Source organism: Mucilaginibacter sp. 3215 (assembly GCF_050433785.1).
Lineage (GTDB): Bacteria > Bacteroidota > Bacteroidia > Sphingobacteriales > Sphingobacteriaceae > Mucilaginibacter.
In genome coordinates, this window is sequence record NZ_JBNPWO010000003.1 from 385,838 (window position 1) to 412,743 (window position 26,906).

Here is a 26,906-nt window from a genome sequence, read left to right on the forward strand (position 1 = left end):
CAACATTTTGGGCACTTTTTAGAGAGGGGGTAAATCAATACTGGCAGGGGGACAAAAATAAGTTGTAGTATTTAGCCCCCAAACATTGCTGCGCTTGTCGTTACTTTGTAAAGAAGGGCCACAAAAACCACTCTTAGCTCTTTGCTATGAAACTGAAGGCGAAGGGAAGTTGGTCCGACGAAGCACGAACCAGGTGAATCGACCAACCGATAAACAAGATTAATTCTCTTTAATCACATCCCGGTTCACGTTGTAATTGTTGTGAAATGGCTTACGATATTTCTTAATGTAATCGGACGGATTTATACCGAACAGCTTGTTGAATTGTTCTCTAAAGTATTTGAGGTCATTTAAGCCCACTTTATAGGCCGTTTCGTAAACTGTGCTATCGGTTGTCAGCAAGATCTCGGCCGCCTTACGCAAGCGGATAAAACGGATAAAACTATTTGCAGATTGCCCGGAAATAGATTTGATCCGCTTGTATAAGTTAGAGTGGCTCATGCCTATTTCGGCAGCCAGTGTTTTGATGCTGAAATCCGGGTCGGTTAAGTGCTGCTCAACTATCTGCAAACATTTTTCTAAAAATTCCTTGTACTCCTGCGAAATCTTGAGATCATTTGATTTGTTAAGGGTTATTTCATTATAGAAATACTTCTGCAGGTTGTTCCTGCTTTTCAGGATCCCGTTAACACGGGCCACCAGGATCTCTTTTTCAAAAGGCTTGCTGATATAATCATCCGCCCCTCCTTCAATACCTTTAAGCTTTATTTCGGGCGAGGAACTGGCGGTAAGCAATATCACGGGGATGTGGTTCAGCACAGGATCTTCCTTAATACGGCTACATACCTCAATACCGCTTAACCCCTGCATCATTACGTCGCTTATTACAATATCGGGCACCAGGTGATAAGCAAGTTCAAGTCCATCTGTACCATTATCGGCTTCAAAAACCTCAAATTCGCCTGTAAAAATTTGTTTAAGGTAAGTACGGATCTGTTGATTGTCATCAATCAGCAGCATGGTTTTGGTATCGGAGCTTAAAGCCTCAGAATTTTTGGCTGCGACGGCGTTTTCAGTCTCAACGGCGGCTAATTCACCCTTATTCTCCATTAGCTCATCCAGGAACACCGAAGTTTCGGCAACGTCTTCAAACACAAACTGCTGCCCAAAATGCTCCCGGCCTTTTAACAACGATACATGAAACACCGTGCCCTGCCCCTGCTGGCTGGTATAACCGATGCTGCCTTTATGGTTTTCAATAAACGCTTTAACCAGGTATAGCCCAATGCCAAACCCGCCTGCCATTGGCGCCGAATTTTGCAACTGGTAAAACTTACCGAATAACTGATCGCCGGTACCCTCGGCTATTCCACAGCCGCTATCCTTTATCTCGATGGTAATTTTATCGTTAAACTCGGCTATTGTACAAGTTACTATGCCATACTCCGGTGTAAACTTCAACGCATTCGAGATGAGGTTAAACAGGGCTATTTCCATTTTTTCCCTGTCGGCATAAATCTCTATCGCATCCCTTTGACTTACAAATTCAAACTGAATATGCTTGGTACGTGCCTGGTGATTAAAACATAAAAACACCTCATGACAAAGCGATACGATATTGAGCCTTACTATTTTAAGCTTATCGGTATCGCTTTCGGCTTTTCTGAACAGTAAAAGCTGGTCAACCAAACTCAAAAGACGCCGTGCGTTGCGATAAATGATATGCAAATTACCGGCATCATCAGTAGCCTCGCCCTTCCCGAACAACATATCCTTTACTGGGTTGATGATGAGCGTTAGCGGCGTGCGGAACTCATGTGAGATATTGGTAAAAAACGAAAGTTTACGTTCATTAAGCTCTTTATCTTTTTCGGCCGAAAGCTGGGCTACTTTAACCTCATATTTAAGCCTTGTTTGGCGGGTTCTGTAAAGTATATAGTAATAAGTTACAACCCCTGCTGCTGCTATATAAATTAAATAAGCCCACCAGGTTTTATACCAGGGCGGCAGGATCTTAACCTGTAATGTGGCATAATTATCAAACCACAAGCCATCCTGGTTGGATGCTTTTACCCTGAACGTATATTCTCCGGGTTCAAGGTAACGGTAAGTCGCCAGCCGCTGATCGCCAACATAGTTCCAGGTTTTATCAAGGCCATCCAGTTTATAAGCAAACTCACCTTTATCCGGATAGGTATAATTTAACGAGGCATACTGGATAGAAAATACCGACTGATCGGGCTGTAATGTGATCTGCCTTGCCTGGTTAATGGCTTCGGGCAATACGGTGTGGTCCTTATCAAGCTCACCAACCTCAACCTGCTTACCAAAAATTTGTAATCCCGTTATAATAACTTTTGGTTTATAGTCGCTTTGATTTACTTTTTCAGGGTCAAAAAAGTTAAGCCCTTCTGTTCCCCCAAAATACATCAATCCATAAGCAGAATCAAACAAAACTGACCCCGCGTTAAACTGCCCGGCCTGTAACCCATCCGACTGATCATAATTTAATATCTTGTTATTCTGTACATCAAGGTTTGATAAGCCTTTATTGGTACTTAGCCATAATGAACCATCGGATGATTCGGTAATGGCCGATACCGTATTATTAGCGAGACCATTAGTTTCATTAAACTTTTTAAAAACCCGGTTTTGAAGATCGTATGAAATTAATCCATCGCCCTCGGTTCCTATCCATAACCTGTGTTGTTTGTCGGGATGAAGTGAAAATATCACCTGGCCGGGTAAATTGTTTTTTTCATCAACAGGTTTAAAATACCTGCTGAATTTCTTTTGTCCGGCGTTATAAAAATCAAGTCCCCCGCCATAAGTACCAACCCATAAATTACCATTACTGTCTTCGGCAATTGATCTTACATCGTATGAAGTAAGGCCGCTATTGGCTGGTGTATAGTTGGTGAAAGACTTTGTAACGGCATTAAACAGGCACAAGCCGCCGCCATTGGTGCCAATCCATAAATTTTTATGCTTGTCCTGGTAGATAACCCGTACGTCGTTACCCCCCAGGCTTTTGTTATTTGCCGGGCTGTGTACGTAGTTGACAAACGAATCCGTTTTCTTGTTATATTGCAAAAGCCCCTTTGCATAAGTACCAAACCATAAATTACCATCCTGATCGGTATAGCCGAATAAAATGGCGTTGTCGGTAATGCTGCCGGGCTGCCCATCTGCTTTGTATTGCTTTATCAGGGTGCCATTGTGGCTGGTTTTGTAAATCCCCTCGCCATCAGTGCCCAGCCATAAAAAGCCGTCGCGATCCTGGCACAGGCCATAAAACCTAACCAAGCTTTCGCCGCTGGCGCCATATCGCTTTTTAGCAATCTTTGAAAATTTCTCCTTGATGCTGCTCACCATGTAAATGCCATCACCATAGGTACCCACCCAAACATTTTTATCTTTATCTATATAAAGCGTTTGAACAGAGCGCTGTGTAAGGTAATATCCGTCATCGCCGGTTACCGGCTGAAGAAAAAAGTTATTAATGTTGTAGCTGGGACTTGTGCCAATGTTAACTTTAAACAAACCGCCATCCTGCAGGCCTACAAGCAATTGTTTATCACTATCCTCAATAACTGATATGTATCGTTTACTTTTAATACCTTGCTGGCCGGTTTGCAGCAAGGTAAATTTATTTGATTGCCTGTTGTAGTAGCCGAGCCCGCTTCCGGTTGCTATCCACATGTTGTGAAAATGATCTTCAAAAATGTCATTGATGCGGATACCCGGCAGGTTGGCTATTGGAGGGCCTATGCCCGCAAGGTTGGCTATTACACCATCCTTATGACTAAAAACATTGATGCTGCCTTCCTGCGTACCCACCCATACCAAGCCCCTTGAATCTTCGTACAAAGAGAGCACCCTGTTACTTGACAACCGGGATAAATTGGCTTGGGTGTAATTAACAACCTTTGCTGACTTGGTATTGAAATAAGAAAATCCCTGCCCATAAGATGTGATCCATAAATTACCATCATGGCTTTGAATGATATTACTGATATCGTTTTTGACGGCCCTGTTAGAGGTGAATTTATAATGGATAAACTTTTCTGTACGGCTATCAAATTTGCTGAGGCCGTTTCTTGACGATACCCAGATGCTACCATGAACATCGCACAAAACCTTTTGTACATAGTTACTGGCCAGTGCAGTTGAATCGCCCAGGCGCGATTTAAAAATCTTAAAAGTTGTACCGTCAAAACGATTGAGCCCATCATTGGTGGCAAACCACATAAAACCCTTATCATCCTGTGTAATGCTATTTACAATACCAAAAGAAAGACCATTTTTTAAAGAATAGTTGAGGATCTTATTTTTGATGGGCGACTGCGCATGGGCCGAAGAAATGATCAAAAAAAGAACAAAACAGACAAAGGATCCCTTTTTCATTAACACGTTGCAGGCTGTGAATTACACAAATAATTGGAAGATTAAAGCTACCTAATTAATTGTAAAGTAAACAATAATATTACAAAAATGTAAAATACCCGTTACAATAAGGGAAGATTTGCTTATTCGGGCTACATAGCAAATTATCAGTCCGGCGTTATTTACGACGACGATCACAGCCCATCAGCGATCTGTAATTGCTGATAATGATCCATTACCTCGTCGAAACATATGGCGAGCCACCTGGTATAATCGCCTGGGTTCTCTTTCAGGTGGGCCGCCAGCCGGGCCATCGTTATGTATTTAAATGAGGAGACCTCATCATGGTCAGGGATCGGCAAAGCATCAGTGATGCCAAAAAACACATGATCGTATTCATTTTCAACCAGGTCATCCTGGATAGCTGCACAGTATACAAAAGAAAATACAAAGTTAAGTTCAGCGGCTATTCCCATCTCTTCCTGTAACCTGCGATGTGCTGCTGAAAGTGTGGGTTCGCCTGGCCTTGGATGGCTGCAACAGGTGTTTGTCCATTTACCACCTGAGTGGTATTTGCCTTCGGCGCGTTGCTGTAATAGTAGCTCTCCTTTTTTATTAAAAATAAAAACTGAAAAGGCACGGTGCAGGCTCCCCTGAAGATGCGCTTCCATTTTTTCCATAGTACCTATTTCCTGATCATCGCGATCAACCAATATCACGGTTTCTTCTATCTTCACTCGCTATAATTTGTTGTTAACTTCCTGATGAGAAACGCCGATCTCCGGAATTTTGTATTATTTTTTTATTAATCCCGTAACAAGGTCATATTGCAAATTTCAGTTTTATTTTCAATAAAAAACGGATTTCCTTTTAAAGAAATCCGTTTGCGGTTTTATTATATAAATTATACCCGTATCTAATTCACATCAAACCAAAGTTTGGTGGTAAGCGCATCGGCTCCCTGTGTCGCCACTGCCGATTGGTAGTTAGTTTTGTTGAGCGATTGTTCGGTTCCCGGATAAATAAACCTTACAGGTATTTTACCATTCAGGGTGCCGGCAACTGCAGGTTGTAATTGCGGATAATCAAGCCTGCGCCATTCGGTCCAGCTTTCCAATCCCTGCCCAAACAGGGCTAACCATTTTTGCTCGCCTATTGATTTTTTATAGTTAGAGGCATCGTACTTAACTTCCGGCTGCGCCAAATAGGTAGTAATATCCGGCGAAGCGATACTGTATTGCGCCAATGCAGCGGCAACAGCCTGACCATATAGCGAGGCAGCATCTTCGGTGGTAAAACCACGTGCAGCAGCCTCTGCCCTATCAAACAAGCTCTCCGCATAGCTTAATATTACAGCAGGGGCATGCGGTGCACGAAAATAAGTGCCAGGTTTTGAGGTTTTGGTAAAGCCGTAGCTGCTGGCATCGCCCACCAACAAACCATTTGGCAGGCCAACATAGCTCTGAGGGGTGGCATCCTGTGTTTTAGCGGCATATATAGATAAGCGTGGATCATTAAGCGCAAACAGCTTATCTACTATGGTTTTGCTGATGCGATAATCATCACGGGTGTCAAACAGGTTGCTTACCGGATTTTGGTTAGGCGAATCTAAATAAACCAATTGTGCGGTTTCAGCATTCGAACTGATGTATGAGCCGCCTTCGGCCTGGATATCTGCCAGTACCTGTTTGGCTTTGGCCGGTTCCCTATCAGCTATGCGTAAAGCTATGCGAAGCCTTAACGAGTTGGCAAACTTTTTCCATGAGGCAATATTGTTGCTATAGATCACATCTCCCGCTATAGCTTTGCCTGAAGGATCAAGCGCCGTTTGAGCGGCTTTCAAATCATCTAACAAAGCAAAATAAACATCTTTTTGAGTATCATATGCGGGGGTTAAATACTGATCGATATTGGTTGCCTGCTTGTAAGGAATGTTACCGTAAGCCTCTGTTAATAAACTGAATGTCCACGAACGTAGCACCAGTGCGACACCTTTATAGTTAGTATTACCCTGTGCATCTGCAATTTTTATGATCTGGTTAAGGTTTACAATGCTTTTTGAATAGCCGGTGCTCCAAAGCTCCTCAAACGCACTGCTGGCATAAATATACCTGTCGGGGTCCGTATACTGAATTTTAGACCAGTATTGCACAAAAAGCAGACTGGCATCCATGTTATTAGCTACGCCCCAATAGGTATCTGCAGTTGCTTTGGTGGCAGCTGTTAATAGATAGTCGGGCTGTGCTGTTTGTGAGCCGTTAGGGTTTTGGTTGATCTTTAACAGATCCTTTTTGCATGATGTTACCGATAGTACAACCGCGGCGGATAATATGCTGATATATTTAAGTTTCATGATGTTTTAAAATTTAAGGTTTACGTTAAAACCGATGTTGCGCACGGTAGGCAGGGTAAGGTCTTCGAGGCCCTGACCATTGCCTGCATTAAAGGCTGTTTCCGGATCGATGTTCGGCGCATTTTTATGAATGATCCAAAGGTTACGGCCAACTACTGAAAATGTAGCGCCCTGAAAACCTATTTTATTCACCCATTTAGCCGGTAAAGAGTATCCCAGCTTTACTTCACGAAGCTTGATATATGAGGCATCATAAACAAATGCTTCGTCAATATTGGTAAAGCCTTTATAGTACGATTGCGCAGGGATAATGGTGGTGTTTGGCGAACCGTCGGCCTTTACACCTTTAAATATCATACCATCATTATAAACAGTTACACCTGCAGGCGCTGAGCCGGTTACCTGCACGGCGGCGGCTGAAGTGTTGTTGCCCGGATAATAGTAACTTAAACCGCCGTTTGCAGCCCCACGGCCCGGTAAGGTAGAAGCCAGTACGCCGGTATAAGTACCTGTGCGATTTGTGTTTGAATAAATGGATCCGCCAAAGCGCGCATCAACCAAAAAGCTCAGGTTAATGCCTTTGTAGGTAAAGCTGTTATTGATGCTTCCCAGCCAATTTGGCGTGAATTTACCCAAATAACGTTTGGTAGTATTAAATACAGGTGTACCATTAGCATCGATAACGATCTGACCTGAAGCATCACGTGTGTATGCAGTACCATACAGCGCGCCATAAGGCTGACCAAGAGCTGCTAAAACCTGCACGGTACGATCCGTTCCAAGTACTACACTTTGCAATCGGCCATCAGCATCAAGCGAAGCTACTTTACTGCGATTTAATGAATAATTGGTGGTAATATCCCAGGTAAAGCTTTTTGATTTAATTGGCGTAAGGCCTAACTGAACCTCAATGCCTTTGTTATTAAGACGACCGCCATTTATTACTTTTTGGCTGAAACCGGTTGATGAACTTACCTGCACGGTTAGGATCTGGTTAATACTGTTGGTGTTATAAGCACTTACATCTAAATGTACGCGATCATGGAAAAAGCCTAATTCAAAACCGGCCTCTGCCGATGTGGTGGTTTCAGGCTTAAGATGATCGTTCAGATCAATAGTAGATATACTCTGTTGCGGATTTGAGCCAAAGAGGTTTGAAGATGTATAAACGTTAATTAATTGAAATGGATCTGTCGCCTTGCCTACTTTTGACCACCCACCTCTTAATTTAGCATAACTAAGCACATCGCTTTTAATGTCTAATGCTTCAGATAATATTAAACTGCCATTTACGGAGGGATAGAAATATGACAAGGCATCTGCCGGTAAACTTGACGACCAATCATTACGGGTTGTGAAGTTGATGAACGCGTAATTTCTGAAACCAAGCTGTGCCGAACCAAAATAGCTATAGGTTTTAAGTTTTCCATAGTAATTTGTAGAGACCAACGGATCACGGGAGTTGCTCAGCGTGTACAAGCCAGCAACTGCAAGTTTCGGAGCCAACTGATCATTATTTTCGGTTGTCCTCACAGCTATGTTACCACCACCAAATACATCAAGCGAGAAATCATTGTTCAGCTTTTTGGTGTATTGTAATCTGGCTTCGGTATTGTTTTCATTTACACTGTAGGCATCCTCTTCGTACGAGCCGAAGGGTGTTCCGTTAGTGCCGTAGGCTACTTTGATCTTACGGCGGTCGTTATAATAATCAGTTCCGGTACGGAAGTTTGCTGATAAGCCATCGATGATCTTATAATTCAATTCGATACTGCCTATCAGGTGGTTCTTATGCTGCCCAACAGTGTTTTCATAAGCCAGCCAGTAAGGGTTGCTATAGTAACTGTTATTCCAGTTAAAGGTATTACCATTGGCATCCTTGTAATTTTTAAGCCTGTTGATATCAACCTGGCGGCCAAACCATGTAAACTGCAGCATGGTGCTGGTTGCACGTTTTCCATATGCACCAGGCAGGTTATCAGCATCATCTTTACTGTAATCAACAATTGTATTAACGGTTAATTTATTGTTGATACGATAGCTTGAGTTTAAAGCAAAAGAGTTACGCCCTTGTGAAGTATTAGGTACAATACCGGTTTGGTGCAGGTTGTTGTATGATAACCTGAAATCACTTTTATCGCTGCTGCTCGCAATACCAATGCCATTATTGAGTGTTACACCGGTTTTAAAAAAATCTTTTACGTTATCTGGGTGTGCCACGAAAGGTACAGCCTGGCCGTTAGAATAAAATTGCGGGATCAGCGAACCATCCAACGCAGGTCCCCAGCTTTCGTCAACACCATCGTTAACGCCGCCGCCTTTACCATCTACATAGCTAAATTTCCCATTTGAGCCTTGACCATATTGATTTTGATATTCGGGCAATACCTGTACGTTTGAAAAGCTGGTATTGGAGTTTATAGTAACGCCTAATCCTTTCGCGCCCTTACCTGTTTTAGTACGGATAAGGATAACGCCCGCTGCTGCACGTGAACCATAAAGCGCTGCTGCATTCGGGCCCTTCAATACACTTACCGATTCAATATCTTCAGAGTTAAGATCAGAAATAGCATTAGCAAAATCTCTCGATCCGTTATTTCCTAAAAACTGGCTGTTATCAACTATAACCCCGTCAACCACAAATAAAGGCTGGTTATTGCCAGAGATAGAGGTTTCACCACGGATAATGATACGTGATGAACCCATATCGCCCTGGCTGTTGGTAACCTGCACACCGGCAATTTTACCCGAGAGCGCATTAACAAAGTTGGTTTCTTTGGCTTCAGAGATATCTTTCGATTTAAGCCCTTGTACCGCATATCCAAGCGATTTTTTATCCTTTGAGATATTGAGGGCCGTTATCACTACCTCATTCAGCGAATTTGGTGCTTCAACCAAAACCACGTTTAAGGTAGTTGTGCTTTGCAAAACCGGGATCTCCTGTGTTGTAAAGCCTATGTAGCTAACCCTGAGCACATCATTCACATTGGCGTTGATGATAAACTTACCATCGACATTAGTTTGCGCACCCGTGGTTTTACCTTTAACAGATATGCTAACGCCTGGCAGCGGCAGCCCATCAGACTTGGCGGTTACCACCCCGCTAATTTTAACGGATTGCGCGGCAACCGTTTGGACGAGAATAAAAGGCAATATAATTGCCAGTAATAGCTTGTAAATTTTTAACATGATAATTAATAATTGAGATTAATTTTGATGCCTTTACCTGTACAAAAAACATGGCTATCGCCTTGACAGGCATAAATTTGCCCGGCTTATAAACCTATTGTAACTGTAAAGAATTGATTAGGGGATGGTAATTATTAAGCTAAGACAAGCTGCAGCAAGCCCGCATTTAAATACCATGTATGCTGTAAATGATTAACAGCAACAATGCATGCTTTGCATATTGAGACAGAAGGATTTGCAGATTGATTGGCTTTCTGAAACGAAAGTTTTCTTGTGTAAAAAAGTAGATTCTGTTTTCATAAAACGGTATTAAATAAGTACTGATAGATTCTTTTTAATTGATAGACGCTGTTTTGTTGTTTACCAAAGCGTCCACAGCTTTTAACATGGATGCAAATTCCTGCTGATCATACAAACGGGTGAGGTAAACAATTTTCCCATCCCGATCGATAACCACATTGCGGGTAACACCGCTCTTTTTGCTGGCAAACCGGCCAAAAATATCAGCACCAGGGTCAAGCGCCAGTGGGTAACTGATATTCATAACCTGATGAAACCCTTTTACTTTGTTGAGCGGTTCATCGCGGTCAACGCCTATTAAAACAAGGCCTTTATCTTTATAAGCCTGCCAGATCTCTTTTTCCAAATGCGGCATTTCTTCTCGGCATACGCTGCACCAGCTTGCGGTAAACTGCAGGATAACCACCTTACCACGCAACTTCGTTAAAGAAGTTTTTGCACCATTAGTTAATACCAGCTCAAAATCGGCAGGAGCCCAATCGCCCGTTTTTACAATGTAACCGCGGTCGTCAGCAGTCGGATCAATAGCCTTAGTGGTCTGCGCAACAGCCAGCAGTGTTGATATTAAAAGCGAGCAGGTAAAAAGTAAATGTTTAATGTTCATTGCTATACATGTTAAACCCTAATTTCATCCCGGTGATATTTCAATACTTTTAGCAAGAAAAATGAAGAGGGAAAAGGAAGTATACAATACCTTGCATTATGCAAGGCAATAGCATATTTCATTATCTTTTCTACCCTATTTTGGGCAGACAGGAATTAGCACCTTTATAACAGTGGGCTTACAGGTTGCTAAGACATCACAGGGCCTTTCCCTCAGTCTTTCTTGATAATTAAAATATTCAAAGAACCGATTTGACGATGCAAATATATACATATTCTACTAAAACCATAGACTTTATATAATTATTGCAATAAAATGAATTAACAGCTTCAAATTGTGCAGGCTTACTAACAGAAATTTGTTTACCGATTGGATTAGCTGAAACTTTTTGAAGGTAGTTCCGTAAAACTAAAAAGTCCCTGACGCTCTCCGCAGGGACTTTTAACCTAAACTTATTTTGTAGATTATTAAACTACCTTACAATAGCTTAAAACAAGGCAATTAGGTTTTTAATTATTTACAACTTATAGTTGATACTTATTTAACACTTTCATTCGCCTGTTAACTGGCAACCCCATTAAACAGGGCTGCAAAGCTATTTTCAGCTGCTATCTTTTCAATTAAATTTTCCAGCGACTGGTAAATGTTCATGTTTAAAAACGGACCTGCACTGATCCTTTTAACACCGGCATTTTGTAACGCTTTAAAATCCGGAAGTCCGGGCATGCACATTACGCTAACCGGAAGGCGCGATAAGGCTGTTATTTGTTCAATATCTGTTGTTTGGGTGATACAGGGAAAAAACAAACCATGCACACCTGTATCCTGGTAAAGCTTAGTGCGGGTTAAAGCATCTTCCAACGCGTTAGGTAAACCAAGCAGGAAGGAATCGGCCCTTACATTTATAAATACCTGTACATCTGCCTTAGTCAACAATTCGGTGATCTGTTTAAGTTTCATGGCAAACTCATTTGCATCAACGATACTTCGCTTGGCATCCACCACTATCGAATCCTCTATATTAATACCCCCAACGCCGATATCATATAGCTTTGTGATATTATCGCAGATTACTTCCGCTGTATCACCATAACCTCCCTCCAGGTCCACAGTTAACATGGCCGATGATGTTGCCGCTATCCTTTTGATTACAAACAGGTAATCATCAAAACTCATTTCTTCGCCATCTGCAAAGCCTAATGAGCTTGCTACAGCGGCACTTGACGTGCCAATTGCCTCAAAGTTTAACTTATCATAAACCTGCGCGCTTTGAGCGTTCCATACATTGCCAATCTGCAAAGGTTCGGTTTTATGATGCAGCGCTAAAAATTCATTGAATCTATTTTTCATGTTCTTGTGTTTATTTTATGCTCAAAATTAGCTTGAGCATTTTTCTAAAAATTGTATAAAACGGAAGAGATTAGTGAAAGGTGAAAGGTGAAAGGTGAAAGGTGAAAGGTGAAAGGTGAAAGGTGAAAGGTGAAACAATAATGGCCGGGTAAACCGGCCATTATTGTTTCTGAATTTAAATCAGGCTACGAGATTAGCTTCGGCTCCGAATGCGTGATCGATGACAATTTTCCAGCTGCCGTCGGGTTGCTGTTTCATTAGCTCTATCCCCTTTGCGGCAACCTGTGTTTTGCCATTGTCGGTAACGCTCCACTCCGACCGGCCGACCGCTACATCGCCCGATTGCAGACAGTAAACGGTTTTGATTTCCATTACTCCCGGAACCGCGCAGATACTTTTAACGGCTTCCTCAAATTGAGCCATTCCCGACACTTCTTTTCCCGGCTCAGGAAAAATAATGCCGTTGGCATCGTACACATTCATAACTACATTTACATCTTTGGTGTTAAAAGCGGCTGCAAGTACCGCGTGCACTTCCTGTGGTGTTTTTGCTGATTTCATTTTGTTGTTTTTTTTATATCAGCAAAACTATGTGGCTCGAATAGCCCAAAATTGTATAAAACGGAAGAGTATTAACTGCCCGCTAACGCCTGGTTTATAGGCGATGCCTGAGCGGCAAAGGAATTAGGCGTAAAACCTGTAAAAAGTTTAAATTCCTTTATGAAGTGTGCCTGGTCAAAATAACCGGCGCTGTAGGCCACATTGGTCAGCTTTTCTTCGTTGGCGCTAACCAGGCCAAGGCTATGCTGAAAGCGGTTTATTTTATAAAATAATTTGGGCGGCAAACCTGTGTACTGCGAAAAAAGTGTATTCAAATGCCGCGAGGAAATGTTGTAACGGCTGGAAATTGACAGGATATTATCATCACTGTAGTTCTTTTTAAGATTGCTGACAATATCTCCGATAAATTTGATCTTCGAATGTTTCTTCTCCGATGTTGATAAACGGCTCCACAAATAATCTTCAATCATGGCCACCTTCGCGTTCAGGTCGACGGTTTCCAATAATTTTAAATAAAGCGTTCTTAATTTAGGGCCGAATACGTGCGTGGCATCAACAATTTCATTATTAAATTCTGACACGTTTTCATCAAAGAAATAAGCAGCCGAATGCGGGTAAAAACGGAAACCCAGCATAATATTTCGCCCTACAGATTGTATTGCTAACGGCTTGGTGATCTGTCCCCAAAGTTCAACAGGAGGAGTGGTGAAAAATGTATCGCCTTTTTTTGATTTCCAGTTTCCGGTGCCGAGGTTAAAGATCACTTCCATGGTACCGCTCGGAAACACGATATCATCATAGCTTCTGTCCGAATCAGATTCATACAGATAGAAGCACTTGATATAAGGCTGTAGCCTTGGTTCCGGAAGCATCTCTTTGAAAACCATTATTACAAATATAGGGTACAACCAAGTCCTCAAATTGTAAAAAAAGGAAGAAATTTTTTTATAAACTGTTTAAAAACATATAAAATCCGCCATTGCAAGGCACGAAGCAATCCCCAACTTTACAGGGTAGATTTGCTTAGTCGATCTACCTATTGGGGATTGCTTCGTGCCTCGCAATGACGTTGGGAATACATTGGTTTTGATGAACCGTTTTTAAACAGTGTTTCAGAACCCGCATTTACTTTTTCACATGTACCGGTTTTATACCTTCATGTGTAGGGGTTACCTGTTTGATCAATCCTTTATTATCAAATTCCATTTTATCAATACATACCTCACGGTTGTAGCCTGCGGCATCCCCCATGGTAATCCCTTTGGGATAGTTGAACCTGTGATAAACAATATACCATTCATCTGTACCAGGGATCTGGATCACTGAGTTATGGCCGGTACCGTAAATACCTTTTGCTGCATCTTTCGCAATAACCGTGTTTTGCTGAGGAATCTCTATTGGCCCCAGCGGAGATTTTGCAGTGCCGTAATGCACACTATAATTAGGACTCCGGGTATCATTTTCAGACCACATGAAGTAATAAATTCCATTGCGATAAAACACATAGGTGCCTTCGTTGTAATGCGAGTAAGGCGTGAGTATCTTGGTAGTACCTGGTTTTAATGAAATCATATCATCGTTTAACTCGGCCACGGCCATATAACCATTGCCCCAGTACAAATAGTTTTTACCTGTTTGCGGGTCTGCAAAAACATCGGCATCAATCTGTTGCCCGCCTTTAACACCTTCAGGCAATTGTGCTATCAAAGGCTTACCCGAATCGGTAAATGGTCCTGCCGGATCATTTGCTGTTGCCACTCCTATTTTTTGTGCAGCAGCGAAATAGTAAAAGTATTTATAATCGTCACCAAGCTTTTTTTCGATAATACAGGGTGCCCAGGCATTCTTCTTCGCCCAGCTTACATCCTGCGGCAAATCAAGAATCTTACCCTCATCTTTCCAGTTAACCATATCATCCGAAGAAAAAGCCTTGAAATACTTACCCGACCAGCCATCGAAACCATCACTGGTTGGATAGATATAAAATTTGCCTGTTTTTTCAGCATACAGGATCTCCGGATCGGCATAATATCCCGCTATAGCCGGGTTATGGGTTTCCTGAGCGGTAACCTCATAAACCTGAGCTTTTTTACCCGCTATGGTTACCGAATATTTAACCGGCCCTTTGGTAAAGTCCTGCGCCTTTGCCGGGCTGATAGTAACACCTGGAAATAAGGTAAACTGAGGATCAAATGATTTTAAACTTGTACCCGCTTTTACAGGCAGGTGAACCTTATGGTTCGCAGTATCCAAAACGATATTAAAGGTTTTAATCTGCTTGTTTATCGGTGAAAGTATGACATCTTCCGGCGTTTCCCATTTAGCAGTCAGTGCAGCGGCTTCCTTTGAAGTTATTGGCATCACCGTACCGTGGCGCGGATGGAAATTCATGGATACCTCATCGTCAATCAGTTTGAAATTTTCAAGATCGGTTGTCCTGGTAAACTGGTATTTACCTTGTGTATACATATCATACATTAAAATATAACCGCTGCCATCGTTTAATTTAAAGGTGCCAGCCCCTTCTACCGGATCTTTGGTTTGCTGTACGTATTTATCCCGCAATACATAGCCAGAAGTTAGCTTATCCGATACGGCTATTTTGATCCCCGCTCCTGATCCTTCTGTTTTGAAAAACAGGTAATATTTATTGTTTTTATAAACAATATCCCCGTCGATACAGGCGCCGCCATCGGGCTTAAAGAAAAGCTGTTTAGGTTCGGTTTCAAGACCTGTAAAATCCTTATTAGTATAGGCATAATAGATCTTATCAGCCTCTTCGCCAAAACGCATCGACCAGTAGATCATATATTTTTTTTCCTGCGGATCATAAATGGTTTGCGGTGCCCATACCCTGTTCACGCCTGCAAACTTTTCAAAGGTTTTGGCGATGTCAATAGTCTTAGAACTCCAGTGTACCAGGTCGGTTGATTTGAGCAATACCATAGAATAATCCGGTCCCCAGCCATATTTTTCGGTGTTCATGTCTGTGGCAACCATATAAAATGTTTTACCGTCGGCAGCTCGCATAATATGCGGATCCCGAACACCGCCGGTAGCACTGATATCGGCCGAATTTAAAACCGGAAGATTGTTATTCAGCGCGCGGAAATGATAACCGTCATTGCTTAAGGCAAAACGAATTTCTTCGCCGCCTTTACCGCCTGTAAAATAAGTAAACAGGTAGGCGCTGAACTTTTGCTGCGGCTGCGCTATGGCCGCCGTGTAAAAGCTGACTAAAACGCCCAGTAAAACTATTTTTTTCATGTATAATGATTTGTTTTTTTCGAATATTCAGGATAATTATTTGTGCTTTTCTATCTCTCTGCCGCTAATTCTGACAACCGTCAATGAATAGGCAGGTACGGTGAAAGCCCACTTCTTTTGCAATTTTATTACTGATGATTGTGGGACGATGGCTTGCGAATTGTCGGCAGAATTCTTTACCTCCGGATTGCCTGTAATAACAGTAAGTGTTGCCGATTTGGGTAGTTGACCAATTTTTGACAGGTCCGCCTCTCCTGAAACAGGAGTATTACCGGCATTGGCTATTTTCAGAATCAGATCTCCTGTTGCTGAGTCGCGTACGGTTGAAACACCCGCGGTAGTGTCAATAACCGCTTTTTCACCTTTAAGCTTTATTACACCCGGCAAATACTCATTGCCCGAATTAGCAGCAAACTGCTGCTGAATGTAATAGTTAACCGTTGGAAAAACCTTATTGCCATTAAAATATATCAAATTTGGATTCCATGAAGTATGGCCAATCCTGGCAATAAGCGGTGCGTATGACGCCATCCTAACCACATCTCCGTTGCGTTCTAAACTGGTCATGTAAACCGCTTCTGATAAGGCATTAAACAGGGTATTACCCCACGAAGCATATTCGCCTATATAAACTTTTGACCTAAGCCTGTTGTATGCATCATAACGTTGGGTATTTTTTAAAAACCATTGCGGCTTTTCATAGTAATGTTCATCAACAATACCAACCGAAAGCTGATCGGCCAGTTTCCAGCCTTTCTCAAAGTCCTCGCCGCTGGGGCTCGGGCCTACCGTACCGATGATTTTAATTTCGGGATGGGCCTTGTGCACGGCATCATAGATCATCCTGAAACGCTCTTCAAATACGCCGGTGATCTTATCTTCATTACCTATACCAAGGTATTCCAGGTTAAAAGGTGCCGGATGACCCGCCGCGGCACGTTTTGCGCCCCAGGTAGATGTAACCGGCCCGTTGGCATATTCTACCAAATCGAGTACATCCTGTACATAGGCTTTCATTTCTTCCATCGGGATACCTTTTTGCCCGGTAGAACCTATCCTCCACGTACCGCCAGAGTTTTGACAACTCACTCCTGCTGCAAGTACAGGAACAGGCTTTGCACCGATATCCTCGCAAAACTGAAAATATTCAAAATAACCCAAACCTACTGTTTGGTGATAGTTCCAGATATTACGTTGCTCCACCCTTTGTTCAACCGGGCCTATGGTATTTTTCCAGCGATAAATATTGGCTATGCCATCGCCATGAGTAAGACAACCGCCCGGGAAACGCATAAATTTTGGTTTTATATCGGCAATAACCTGCGCCAAATCAGCCCTCAATCCATTTTTATGATTTTTAAAAGTTTCTTCCGGAAACAGAGACACCATATCGATCCCGATTTTTCCTTTTGCTTTAATCAGCAATACCAGTTTAGCACTATCGTTATCAAAATTCACATGAATCTGTTCGGCGTATTTTTTCCAGCCTTTATCAGATGTTGTAAATGAGGAAGAACCCAATTCTTTACCCTTGCGGTCAACAAGAGCTACTTTTACAGGTAAAGATTGATCTGAAATTGCATTTAAAAAAACTGAAAAATTATAGTTTTTACCGGCCTTTACAGGGATTCCATCAAACCCTGAATTTTCGAGCCCCACTCCTTTTTGCCCTTCATCCTGAATATCAAGTAAAATGTAGTGCGGGTTATTGGGATGTACCGGGGCAGCCGTTTCTACAGAAATGGTACCATAACCAAACCCATCTGTTTGGTATTTCCAGGCGGTCATCGAATTCCAGTCGCGGTTATCGGCCGGGTTATATTCAAATGAGCGGTTCTGGATAAGTTCGGCATAAAGGCCTCCATCGGCGGCATAACTTAAATCCTCAAAAAAGATCCCGAAAAGGTCAGGACTGATCTTTTTAGGTTTTGTGGCATCGCCTTTTTGCTGTGCAGAGGCTCCAAACCAAGTAAATGCCAATGTTAATAACAGCACTGTGCAGGCTATTTTTTTCATCATAACAGGTTATAAGATTAATTGAACTTTTGTATTCCTTTGGTGCTTACCTTTTTGATGCTGCTATCCGCATCAAAATTTAAACTGTCAAGACACAGCTGCCGCAGCACAAATGATTCCTTTTGCGGAAAAATGCGGTGATATAAAATATAGCGCTGTCCTTTTTCAACAAAGGTGGTATGGTGGCCGGGGCCAATCACTGTACTATCGGCAGAGGTGTTCAATATAACCCTGTGCTCATCCTCATAAAAAGGGCCCAGCGGACTTTTTCCTTTAGCGTAACCCACCTGGTAAGTGGCATCAATGGCTTTACCCTCTGAAAACATGAGGTAATAGGTTTGATTGCGTTTAACCATATGAGCACCTTCAAAAAAATGAGGGGTAGTGATGTCTTTAGGCGCTCCATCAAACGAAATCATATCATCTTTTAGCTTTACAGCCATACAATGCCCGTTAATCCATTTATACCCAGATCCCCAATAAAGATATATGCTGCCATCGGTATCAATAAAGCAATCCGGGTCGATATTATGCACCTGCGGGTAATCTGTAGATTTTACCATAGGCGTATTGTCGGCCTTTAAGTTTTTCCAGGGGCCAAGCGGCGTATTGCTAACCCCTCCCCAAACCTCGCCGCCTACGGCTACGTACATGTAAAACTTATTATCCTTTCCTTTCACTACAGATGGCGCCCAAACCATTTCATTGAGCGAGGTTGGACTGGTACAGGCTTGTTTGGTAGGCCAGTTGATATGGTGCCGGGTAAATTTGATAAAGTCGGTTGTTTCCAATACAGCCAGTTCCTTATCACCCCAGGGATCAATTGTGGCATAAATAAAATAATGGCCCTTATCTTTTATGATAGTCGGATCGGCAAAATATCCTCCGGTTATTGGATTTGGTATCATTTGTTTTTGCGCACGCAAAGCGGTGCCAGCCAAAACAAAGACAAAAAGGAAAAACAGGCGCTTGGTCATAATGAAGGTAAAAACAATTCAATATTAAGTGTTATTTTAACAATTAACGAATTTAATACGATTTATCTCAATTATTTTTTCCTAATTCGCTTCGCAACTAAAAGTGATTCTAAGTAACTGGTTAATTTGGTTTAAAAATATTTTATGTAGAGACGCATAATTGCGTCTCCCACAGGACAAGCCGCTTCGCAAGGGAGTAAATCGCCCTACCTTGCATGCGGGAGACGCAATTATGCGTCTCTACATTCAAAACATAAACTATTTTATAATCTATATTTTCAGGAAGATCTTATTTCGGTATAAAAAGTACAACAGCGCAAGCTGTACAATTACAATAGATATTGCTGCCCACACAGATTGCCAGCTTTGTGCGAGATGGCTAATAATCCCCCCGAAGAAAAAATTGGCGGTATGCTGAAAATCAACCATCCCTTCGGATGCCAGGTAGATCAGGATAGAGTTTACCCCGATGAGCACAAAAGGAAAAGCCCACTTCCGGTAACCAGCAACATCAATCACCAGGTAAAATACAGACAGGAAAATCAGGCTCCATCCACCTACAAATAATACAAAAGAGCTGGTCCATAAGCGTTTATTTATCGGGAAAGCAAAATTCCAAAGCATCCCTAACCCGATAAATAAAATACCGGCTGCTAATAAACAAATACCTTTTTTCCACATCGGCCATTTGGCAGATTCCAACTTCAGGAACTGGCCTGTAAAAATCCCCAGCATGGCGGTGCCAATAGCCGGAATGGTAGATAATATACCTTCTGGATCATGTACCTTATCGTGCAGGCGACCGGGAAGTAATAAACGATCAATATAAGATTCCAGGCTGCCATTCATTGTTAAAACCCCTGCCCCGTAACCCGGAACCGGGATTAGTTCCATTGCTGCCCAATAGCCAAACAGCAAAATACCAAACCATAAAATTTGCCCCCGGGTACCGAAATTCAGATAAATTACACCTGCAAAAAACCAGGCCAATCCAATACGCCCCAGCACACTTGCAAAGCGGGTATTCTCCAATCCGTTAAACTTAAACAAGCCGTTAACAACCACCCCTAAAAATAACAGGATAATGGTACGCCTGATCATGGAACGATAAATTTCGCCTTTGGATGAGGAGGGCAACAGATAGGGATAAACTACCCCATACTTAGCAACTTTATTGCCCGTTGAATAAGGCATGGAAACGCCGGCAATAAACAAAAACAAGGGAAAAATCATATCATAAAAGGTAATGCCATTCCATTCGGTATGATGCAGCTGCCCCGACATCCATACCATGAGCGGCCAGCCCGTAGCTTTCGCAAGTGCGTGCACTACTCCTTCCCCACTCATGATCCAAAACATATCAAACCCACGAAGGGCGTCTAACGACAATAACCTTGCCGGCTTTACAATGGTAGTTGTAGATTTAGCTGTCGATGTATCCATTACTTAAGATCGTTACCCATGTTTGTCCTGTATTTTTCATAAAGCTGTTTTGCAACTGCAGCGCTGCTTCCGGCAGGAGCAACCGGGTAAGTTTTGGACGAATTAACCCATTGCCATTCCCAATTGCTTATTGATTTGTCAAATTGTTTAAAATCGGGCTCTTTACCTGTTTTAAGTGATCCTTTCAATAAGTCAAAGAATTTTTGCCAGCGTACTTTATAAAAGTCATTGAGCAAACCGCTCCACTGTCTACAGGAGTATTCATGCAGCGGACTATTGGCATCGCCCCAAAGCGTTATCAGGTTACGGGCATTTTTTTCATAAAGCGCTTTTTCGTTGGGATTAGTCCCCCAGCTACGGGCATCGGCTATCCAGGGCCCCAGCATAAAATCTTTACGGGTGGCAAGCAACCTGTCCATATCGGTTATCAGGTTAAGGTATTCGGCCGTATACTTATCAAAAGCCTTTTCATCTTTATCATGATATGCCTTGATCCATTTCAGCTGGATTGGCCTGCCGTAGTTAGCCAATATTTGTCGCGTTACATCAACCAGGTCATAGTTAAAACCACTGCTTTGTTTGCACGCAGGGATGGCGGTAATCATTTTATCCCAGGCAGGCAGCAGGTCTTTCCGGTTGTAGTTTAAACGGGTGCGTGTCCATATAGCGGCCGAATCAAGCGTTGGCCTGCCGGTGATGATCGATTCGGCACCATCACGAATATCCTTTCCGTTAAAAACGGTAGTCCTGAGTGTTTGCCAGGCATCAAGCGCATCTTTGCTTTTTACACCATAGCGGTTAAACAAGTACTCCGGCAGCCATTGATCAAGGTCAATTGGCTTATTTTGCCAGGTATGTTGTGTCATCAGCTCGTAAAGCACAGGGGTTTGTTCAATGGCTTCCATGGTTAAACCAATACCCACCATTTTTCCTGATTTAGGGTCGTTAAGAGCCTGCGCGGGTTGGGTTGCGACGGCCTCTATCCTACCAAACAAGCTATTGTTACCGCCATAGTTATGCAGCATATTCCAGATCCAGGGTTTGCCGTAAAATGCTTCGGTGCGCTTCCATATCGGTTCATAATCGGTATTGAGGTCAAGCACTATCATATGATCATCGGGCACGGCATTCAGCAATGCCTTGATCTGCTCATTTTGCCAGAACTTGCGGTCGCTGAAAAACAACCAGCCCTGCATTACCCAAACAGCTTTCGGATCGGCCCCTTTCATACCATCATAAACCCGCGCGCTTAGTTCCGAAAGGAATTTAGGATCATTTGATGGAGGCTCATTCTCATTAAAAGTATCGGCAGAATATAAATGATCCGTGCCATAAACCTTGGTTTGTTCCTGTATAAACTTTTTACCGATCTCTGCAAATAGCGGATCTTCCGAATCCAGGATATAAGTATCGGCAAAACCGTTATTCCAGTTGGTTTGCTTTAGTTTAGCATTAGGGAAATGTTTTTTAAACGATGCCGGCACATGACCAGTAAACGCCGGAAGCACCGGTTTTATACCAAGTTCGCGCTCACGCTGCAATATTTTGATCTGCAAATCCCGGTGACTGGTTATCCAGCTTGCGGGCAGCGGGCCGTCCCATTTATCTATATTGCCCATATAAAACCAGCCAAAATATGCGGGACCGGTAAAAAAGTCCTGCATATCTTTATTGCTAAAGCCCATGCCTTTGTAAACTTTGTCCCAAACGTACTCCTGCCCGGTTATGGCCAGCGGCATATTGATGCCGTGAAGGGCCATCCAGTCAATTTCCTTTTCCCATCGTTTCCAGTCCCACCAGCTCATGCTATAGCTATAGGTACAATAGTTAAGATAATACCGGTATTGGTAAGGCGTAGTTTTATGAACCTTTTGGGTTGGGATAGGCAACTTTGCGGGAAGGTTCAGATTTGTACCATTCCATGTGATCTGGCAATGGGCGTATTCGGTAAGGTAATAATATAAGGCTGATGCCACCGCAATGCCATTATTGCCCCTTAATATAATTTTGCCTTTAGCGCCATCTACCTCAAAAACGTCTTTGGCTTCATTTTCAGAAAGTGGTTGAACAATAAAATTTTGTGCATAACCTGGCACCACCCGTTTAATTAAAGCATAAGAAGCCGGTATATGCAACTGTGCCTTAGCGCCCATCATTCCACCGCATATGCCACACAGCAGCACACAAATGAAAACCTTTGTTTTATAAACCATTTACTTTAGATGTTTTTATGATTGTTGACTTTTAAGCACATCGGCCGATAAAATTTTGAATTATTTTACGTCCCCCTCATGAGGTTCAACCGCATTCTGTATTTCTACAAGAGCATTCGCAACGGCGAATTTGCCCGGCGTATACATCAGGGTCCTCTGCGAGAAACCATGATGGGACGTTAATCAATGAATTTCAAAGTTATCATCGCACACTTACATGATGTGCATAAACTCAAGGCAATAAAAACAAAAAAAGGCATATTTCATTAAAAATAAATCAAAAAGGGAAAATCGCTTTAAAACTGATATTCCGCCCGATATTATAAATACCCAGGTGCCCGTTTGGCGACGACCGGTAATACTCAAAATACTTTAAACGGTTAAGGTTGGATTGATAGGCTTTATCAAACAAATTATCAACCTGCAAAAAAAGCTCACAGATGGTTTTGTCCAATTTGTTTTTGATAGTAGTACCGGTTCCTATATTAAACAGCGTATAGCCGGGCGTAGCCGTTTCGGTATTATCTAAAGCATAAAAGCGGTTTTGTGTGGTATAAGCATCCATTTCGGCCTTAAAGTAAATCCTGGAAAAAGCACCATACGCTTTCTGCAAGCTCGCCTTAAACTCCGACCGGACGTGCAACGGCGGAATAAATGGCAAATATTTAGCTGCCCCATTGGATTCATCAACAAGCTGTTTATTGCCGTTGATTCCTGTTACATAAGCCAGGCTGTTGTTAAAAGCCAGCCATTTTACATTTTGCGGATGCACATTTAGCGTGAACTCGGCTCCATACAACCGGGCACTGCTTTGCTGATATTGATAAGTGCTGTTACCCGGCACAATCACCACAGGATTACCATTGGCATCGGTTAGTTTGGCCTGGTAAATGTAATTGTTGATGTGGTTATTAAACAGCTCAGCAATCAGGTCAACATCTTTAAGATAAGCGATGAACCCCAGGTCCTCCTGTAAACTAAATTCGGGATTAAAGCTGCGGTTGCCTAAATAAACAATATGCGCGCCGGGGTCGAGCCCGTTTGATCCTATTTCGGTGATATTGGGCGCCCGGTATCCACGGGCAACATTAGCCTTAAACAATAAGCGTTCGCTGATATTGTAGGTTATACCCAAACTCCCCGAAACACCCTGATATACATGTTTAAAAGCCGGAAACTGTAAATGAGCACCTGCTGTATCCGGTAATTTCACATGCTGCTCAAAGCCGTTTTTAGAGTTCGGTCCTACGTAAAAATTATTCCAGCGGATATGCCGGTTATCATACCTGATGCCGCCAGAGATATCGACTTTTCCGATAGTTTTCTTGGCGAACAGGAAAGTCCCGGCATCAAACAGGTTATAATCCGGAATTGGAAAATCCGTTGCAGCCTTGCTGCGGTTAGTCTGGTACATCCCGTTTACACCGAGCGTACTTTCTATACCTCCTATAGTTGGTAAATTGTATTTCAGATCGTAATTAAGTGTGTTAAGCACTACGTACAAACCCGGCTGATCTGCCAATGTAGGGTGATTATATTCCCTGCGGATGCTTTGCTGCAGCCCGAGCGAAGCATTGATACTGCTTCCTTCGCCCAACTTAAATTCATTATGCGAGTAAATTCGATAATGCTGAATGCGCTGATGTAGTGGCGTTATGCTGTATGATCTTAACTCATCGTTACTAACAATTGGCCGGTTCCTGATATTGTCTGTACTACTTTCGGCTATTTGTTTGGTAAACTGCCTCGTAAGCGAATCCCTGCTACCGTCAGGAATTTCCTGCCGATTATCATAAACTGTAGCGGCAATTTGCGAGTACCCCCAGTTTTTATCAACCCTCGCCATGCCCGATAGATTAAACTCGCGGAAACCTGTATTATATACATAACCATCAACGCTGTTATGATAATCATGTGCGGCTTTTGCGGTAGCCCGAAAGGCGTACCGCCAGTCGTTCTTCTTATAAGATAAACCCAATGAGGTACCGATCATGCCATTGTTGGTATGGTAATCGGCAGTATAGTCACCCTTCAAAACATTGTTTTCGCCAGCCGGCAGATAAGGGATCATGTTGATCACTCCCGCCAGTGCATCCGAGCCGTAGGTTAAACTTGCCGGTCCTTTCACTACTTCTGCGCGACCAATACCGTACTGGTCTATCTCAATACCGTGTTCATCGCCCCATTGCTGTCCTTCCTGTCGCACACCATCATACAAAGTTAAAACTCGATTGTAGCCCAATCCCCTGATAAATGGCTTGGAGATATTAGGTCCGGTAGTAACCGCATTAACCCCCGGCACCCCTTTTACTATAGCATCAATAATGTTGTTATTTACATTCTGATCCATCTCTTTCCGGGTCATTACCGCGATTGGTATAGGATTACTTCTTAATTCTGTTTTCCGGGATACCCCGGTTACGGTTACTTCACTCAACTTAGAACTGCTCTCCTGGAGATTACCATTCAATACGGTAGCTTCCTCCGGTTTTACGCTTACATTGTAACGCCCGGTTACATACCCGACATTAGAAAACACAACCGTGTATGTACCTGCCGGAACGTTTTTCAAATGGTAATAACCCTTATCATTTGTTGTACCCCCAATAGAAGTTCCGAAAAGGGCAACGGTAGCAAAAGAAAGCGGTTCACTACCCGCGGTAAGCTTTCCCCTGAGGGAACCATGCTGGGCAAAAACCACTACCGGCATTAACAAAAGAGACAGTAAAAACAACACCTTCATTCGCTTTGGCATATTGTAAACAATATACAAAACAAATAAAAAAAATTAGTCTTACCTAATTTTTATATCAAAGCGCATAAAATAACTTCATTTATCAGCCCGATAATAACCAAACTGTAAACAGAAGCTCTTTGCTAACTAAATAACCTGTTTATGTTGGGTTATGGCTGACTGTTGCGAAGAAAAGGCCAGCATAAAATCTTCGGCCCGCTTAACCATATTTTCTGAACCGATAAAAATAGCCGAGCGCTGGTGAAGTTCATTAACATCCAAATCAAGGATCCGCTCATAACCTGTAGACGCTAAACCACCCGCCTGCTCAATAATAAAGGCCATCGGGTTGCATTCATAAACCAGTCTTAATTTGCCATTTGGATATTGCGCGGTAGTTGGATATAAAAAGATTCCGCCTTTAATCAGGTTGCGATGGATATCCGCAATCATTGAACCTGTGTACCTTGAAGTGTACGGACGGTTGGTAGCGATATCTTCAACCTGGCAATATTTAATATATTTTTTTACGCCTAAAGGGAAATGGGTATAATACCCCTCATTAATAGAATAAATATAGCCATCCTTAGGCATTTTAATATCAGCGTGCGACAGGCAAAACTCGCCTATTGAAGGATCAAGGGTAAAGCCGTTGACCCCTTTTCCCGTAGTATAAACCAGCATGGTTGAGGATCCGTAAATTACATAACCGGCCGCTACCTGCTCGGTGCCCTTTTGTAATACATCTTCCAGTTTAGCTGCACCTTCGGTTGATTTACGGCGATAGATAGAAAATATAGTGCCCACGCTCACATTCACATCAATATTTGATGATCCATCCAGAGGATCAATAGCCACGATATATTTTGCGTGTTTTGAGATCTCCGATTCTATCAGGATATGCTCGTCATTTTCTTCAGAAGCTACAACACAGCATTCGCCGCCACTACGCAATGCCGAAATGAATTGCTCATTGGCATAAACATCCATCTTTTTTTGACGTTCCCCGTGTGAGTTTACAGAATCCGTTTCGCCTATGATATCAATAAGCCCCGCTTTACTGATTTCGCGGTTTACGATTTTAGCAGCAATGCCAATATCCCGCAAAAGCCTCGACAGTTCGCCTTTAGCGAATGGAAAATCCGCTTGTTTCTCTATAATAAATTGTCCTAAGGTTTTTACTGTTTTCATAAGGGTGCATATTTAATTGGTTAACAGAAATATTAAAAATACCGGAGTTTAGCCGGATGATTTATAATTAGGACGCGATGGTTTAACCACCGACGAATAAAAGCATTAAAAGATAAACAGTCCTTATAAACTTGGCCCTATATCCTCATATTCAACTTTTTGCTAAGTTACCGACCTTTAATTGCCGAACTGTCATGCCCCGTCTCCTTGTATTTTCACGATTATTTACTGCCATAACTACCTGTAAAAGCTAATTATAGCCGGATAATATCATAACTGCTTAGCACCCCGCGCCCCTTTTGATAATATCGTATAATAATTG

At 42.5% G+C, this 26,906-nt stretch carries 15 protein-coding genes and 1 riboswitch; all 15 genes read right to left on the minus strand.

The features are described from left to right. Positions 1–219 precede the first annotated feature (219 nt). Positions 220–4,407, minus strand: coding sequence for a hybrid sensor histidine kinase/response regulator transcription factor (locus ABIC84_RS08070; protein WP_429263243.1), 4,188 nt, complete (start codon positions 4,405–4,407; stop codon positions 220–222). A 173-nt stretch (positions 4,408–4,580) separates the two neighbouring features. Beyond that, positions 4,581–5,123 carry an isopentenyl-diphosphate Delta-isomerase gene (gene idi, locus ABIC84_RS08075; RefSeq protein WP_429263244.1) on the minus strand — a complete coding sequence of 181 codons (543 nt, stop codon included), beginning with the start codon at positions 5,121–5,123 and terminating at the stop codon, positions 4,581–4,583. 179 nt (positions 5,124–5,302) lie between these two features. Then, a complete protein-coding gene (locus tag ABIC84_RS08080) occupies positions 5,303–6,739 on the minus strand; it encodes a SusD/RagB family nutrient-binding outer membrane lipoprotein (protein ID WP_429263245.1) in 1,437 nt (478 codons plus the stop codon). 6 nt (positions 6,740–6,745) lie between these two features. Continuing rightward, a complete protein-coding gene (locus ABIC84_RS08085; RefSeq protein ID WP_429263246.1) occupies positions 6,746–9,928 on the minus strand; it encodes a SusC/RagA family TonB-linked outer membrane protein in 3,183 nt (1,060 codons plus the stop codon). A 334-nt stretch (positions 9,929–10,262) separates the two neighbouring features. Further along, positions 10,263–10,832 (minus strand): TlpA family protein disulfide reductase, encoded by a 570-nt coding sequence (locus tag ABIC84_RS08090; RefSeq protein ID WP_429263247.1) that lies wholly within the window; start codon positions 10,830–10,832, stop codon positions 10,263–10,265. A 118-nt stretch (positions 10,833–10,950) separates the two neighbouring features. Then, positions 10,951–11,064, minus strand: a riboswitch (SAM riboswitch). Between the two features lie 329 nt (positions 11,065–11,393). Next, positions 11,394–12,182 (minus strand): isocitrate lyase/PEP mutase family protein, encoded by a 789-nt coding sequence (locus ABIC84_RS08095; protein ID WP_429263248.1) that lies wholly within the window; start codon positions 12,180–12,182, stop codon positions 11,394–11,396. 180 nt (positions 12,183–12,362) lie between these two features. Continuing rightward, positions 12,363–12,743 carry a YybH family protein gene (locus tag ABIC84_RS08100; RefSeq protein WP_429263249.1) on the minus strand — a complete coding sequence of 127 codons (381 nt, stop codon included), beginning with the start codon at positions 12,741–12,743 and terminating at the stop codon, positions 12,363–12,365. Positions 12,744–12,814: 71 nt separating this feature from the next. Then, complete coding sequence (locus tag ABIC84_RS08105) at positions 12,815–13,630, minus strand: DUF6597 domain-containing transcriptional factor (protein WP_429263250.1); 816 nt, start codon at positions 13,628–13,630, stop codon at positions 12,815–12,817. A 238-nt stretch (positions 13,631–13,868) separates the two neighbouring features. After that, positions 13,869–16,010, minus strand: a complete 2,142-nt coding sequence (locus ABIC84_RS08110) for a family 43 glycosylhydrolase (protein ID WP_429263251.1) — start codon at positions 16,008–16,010, stop codon at positions 13,869–13,871. A gap of 36 nt (positions 16,011–16,046) precedes the next feature. After that, on the minus strand, positions 16,047–18,029 hold the full coding sequence (locus ABIC84_RS08115; protein WP_429263252.1) for an alpha-L-arabinofuranosidase C-terminal domain-containing protein: 1,983 nt from the start codon (positions 18,027–18,029) through the stop codon (positions 16,047–16,049). Between the two features lie 14 nt (positions 18,030–18,043). Then, positions 18,044–18,934 carry a family 43 glycosylhydrolase gene (locus tag ABIC84_RS08120; RefSeq protein WP_429263253.1) on the minus strand — a complete coding sequence of 297 codons (891 nt, stop codon included), beginning with the start codon at positions 18,932–18,934 and terminating at the stop codon, positions 18,044–18,046. A gap of 339 nt (positions 18,935–19,273) precedes the next feature. Continuing rightward, positions 19,274–20,446, minus strand: a complete 1,173-nt coding sequence (locus tag ABIC84_RS08125) for an acyltransferase family protein (protein ID WP_429263254.1) — start codon at positions 20,444–20,446, stop codon at positions 19,274–19,276. After that, positions 20,446–22,659 carry an alpha-N-acetylglucosaminidase gene (locus tag ABIC84_RS08130; protein ID WP_274989788.1) on the minus strand — a complete coding sequence of 738 codons (2,214 nt, stop codon included), beginning with the start codon at positions 22,657–22,659 and terminating at the stop codon, positions 20,446–20,448. The genes ABIC84_RS08125 and ABIC84_RS08130 overlap by 1 nt, the downstream gene beginning before the upstream one ends. A gap of 277 nt (positions 22,660–22,936) precedes the next feature. Next, positions 22,937–25,414, minus strand: coding sequence for a TonB-dependent receptor (locus ABIC84_RS08135; protein ID WP_429263255.1), 2,478 nt, complete (start codon positions 25,412–25,414; stop codon positions 22,937–22,939). 126 nt (positions 25,415–25,540) lie between these two features. Next, on the minus strand, positions 25,541–26,584 hold the full coding sequence (fbp, locus tag ABIC84_RS08140; RefSeq protein WP_426581118.1) for a class 1 fructose-bisphosphatase: 1,044 nt from the start codon (positions 26,582–26,584) through the stop codon (positions 25,541–25,543). Between the last annotated feature and the right edge of the window lie 322 nt (positions 26,585–26,906).

Bases quoted from the DNA above. Each gene is read 5' to 3' on its own strand.
- ABIC84_RS08070 (WP_429263243.1), bottom strand. From the start codon at position 4,407: ATGAAAAAGGGATCCTTTGTCTGTTTTGTTCTTTTTTTGATCATTTCT.
- ABIC84_RS08080 (WP_429263245.1), bottom strand. From the start codon at position 6,739: ATGAAACTTAAATATATCAGCATATTATCCGCCGCGGTTGTACTATCG.
- ABIC84_RS08085 (WP_429263246.1), bottom strand. From the start codon at position 9,928: ATGTTAAAAATTTACAAGCTATTACTGGCAATTATATTGCCTTTTATT.
- ABIC84_RS08090 (WP_429263247.1), bottom strand. From the start codon at position 10,832: ATGAACATTAAACATTTACTTTTTACCTGCTCGCTTTTAATATCAACA.
- ABIC84_RS08095 (WP_429263248.1), bottom strand. From the start codon at position 12,182: ATGAAAAATAGATTCAATGAATTTTTAGCGCTGCATCATAAAACCGAA.
- ABIC84_RS08100 (WP_429263249.1), bottom strand. From the start codon at position 12,743: ATGAAATCAGCAAAAACACCACAGGAAGTGCACGCGGTACTTGCAGCC.
- ABIC84_RS08105 (WP_429263250.1), bottom strand. From the start codon at position 13,630: ATGGTTTTCAAAGAGATGCTTCCGGAACCAAGGCTACAGCCTTATATC.
- ABIC84_RS08110 (WP_429263251.1), bottom strand. From the start codon at position 16,010: ATGAAAAAAATAGTTTTACTGGGCGTTTTAGTCAGCTTTTACACGGCG.
- ABIC84_RS08115 (WP_429263252.1), bottom strand. From the start codon at position 18,029: ATGATGAAAAAAATAGCCTGCACAGTGCTGTTATTAACATTGGCATTT.
- ABIC84_RS08120 (WP_429263253.1), bottom strand. From the start codon at position 18,934: ATGATACCAAATCCAATAACCGGAGGATATTTTGCCGATCCGACTATC.
- ABIC84_RS08125 (WP_429263254.1), bottom strand. From the start codon at position 20,446: ATGGATACATCGACAGCTAAATCTACAACTACCATTGTAAAGCCGGCA.
- ABIC84_RS08130 (WP_274989788.1), bottom strand. From the start codon at position 22,659: ATGGTTTATAAAACAAAGGTTTTCATTTGTGTGCTGCTGTGTGGCATA.
- ABIC84_RS08135 (WP_429263255.1), bottom strand. From the start codon at position 25,414: ATGCCAAAGCGAATGAAGGTGTTGTTTTTACTGTCTCTTTTGTTAATG.
- fbp (WP_426581118.1), bottom strand. From the start codon at position 26,584: ATGAAAACAGTAAAAACCTTAGGACAATTTATTATAGAGAAACAAGCG.